Origin of the sequence: Streptomyces sp. NPDC001027 (assembly GCF_040299045.1) — a bacterium.
GTDB lineage: Bacteria > Actinomycetota > Actinomycetes > Streptomycetales > Streptomycetaceae > Streptomyces.
Window position 1 is genome coordinate 1 of the sequence record NZ_JBEPBI010000598.1, and the last position, 1,262, is coordinate 1,262.

Annotated in this window: 1 pseudogene; it reads right to left on the reverse strand. The window is 72.9% G+C overall.

Going from position 1 to position 1,262, the window contains the following annotated elements:
* Nucleotides 1–64: 64 nt before the first annotated feature.
* Nucleotides 65–1,027: pseudogene (locus tag ABT300_RS44200) on the reverse strand (hypothetical protein); the annotation flags it as partial.
* Nucleotides 1,028–1,262 lie beyond the last annotated feature (235 nt).

A 1,262-nucleotide genomic window follows, 5' to 3' on the forward strand; every position in this document is an offset into this window, starting at 1 on the left:
CTCGTCGTCGAGGACGAGCAGCTGCTCGCCGATGCGGTGGCCACCGGACTGCGCCGGCCCGCTCCTCGCCGACCACCGAGGTCTGGTTGTTCTCCCCGGCCGTACGCCCGTCCACGGAACCCGAGTTGTAGGAGATCGACAGGTTCGGGGACGGTCCTGCCGTCGCCGGGGGCACCCGCAGCGGGTAGTTCCAGGTGAAGTCACCCGTGCTGCCGCCCGCCTCCCACGTCGCCGTCGGGGACAGCGGGGTGGCGCCGTAGTCGCTGCCGCCGCCCGATGCGTCGGCGGCGGCCGCCAGGAGCATCGGGGTGCGCGCGGCGAGTGTGCCGCTCACCGTCTGGGTGGCGGCGTCGTTGTCCGCGCCGGTCACCGGCGTCTGCGTGCGGCAGGCCTTCTTCTGCGGGGTCGTCAGCGCGCACGCGGGCAGCGTGACCAGGCGCAGACGGGGGCCGAAGTTGCCGCCGTAGACGTCCTTGAAGGACGAGTAGTCGAGGGAGACCCGCAGCTTGTCACCGGTGGTGGGGGCCAGGGTGAGCAGGACGCCGCTGACGCCTGCCTTCCGGGCGGCCGCCTGGGCGTGGACGCTCAGCGCGACCTTCCCGGCGGGGCCGGAGGCCTTGGCCGACTTCGATTGCTCGGCGGCCGGCGACTGGGCGAGCTTCACGCCGAGCCCGCCGACGTTCACCGAGGCGGCGCCGCCGCTCGCCGGGAGCTGCGCGGTCGCTTTCGCGGTCGTCGGCCAGGCGGCCTTCTTCAGTCGCTCGTGCGTCGACCGCGAGGCCGGGGCGGCCTTGTCCTTGGGCGCCTTGGACTTGCCCCGCTCGAGCACGCCGACCTTGTCGATCTTCGCGTCGGGCCGGTGCTCCAGCTTGCGGTTCGCCGCCGGCTGGGCCTGCGCCGCGAAGTCGTAGCCCGAGGGCACGACCGCCTGCGGCAGCAGGGAGAAGGAGAGTACGAGTCCGCCGCGGGCGAGCCAGCGGCGTACGACCGCCCCTGGCACACGTCTGCGGAAAGGTGATGAAGACACGGTGATATCCCGGTTGTCGAAAAGATGGGGGGAAGAGAAGAAGACGGGAACGGGAAGGACACGGGCACGAGAGCGGGACGGACACGGGGCACGGGTCACGGAGCATGGGGCATGGGGCATGGGCAGGACGGGAGTTCAGCCCGCCCTGCCCATGCCCGCCGTCAGCGCTGTCCGCGTTCCCGGCCGGTCTCGCGGGCGAGGGCGGCGATGGCGAACGGACGGGCCGCCGGGGGAC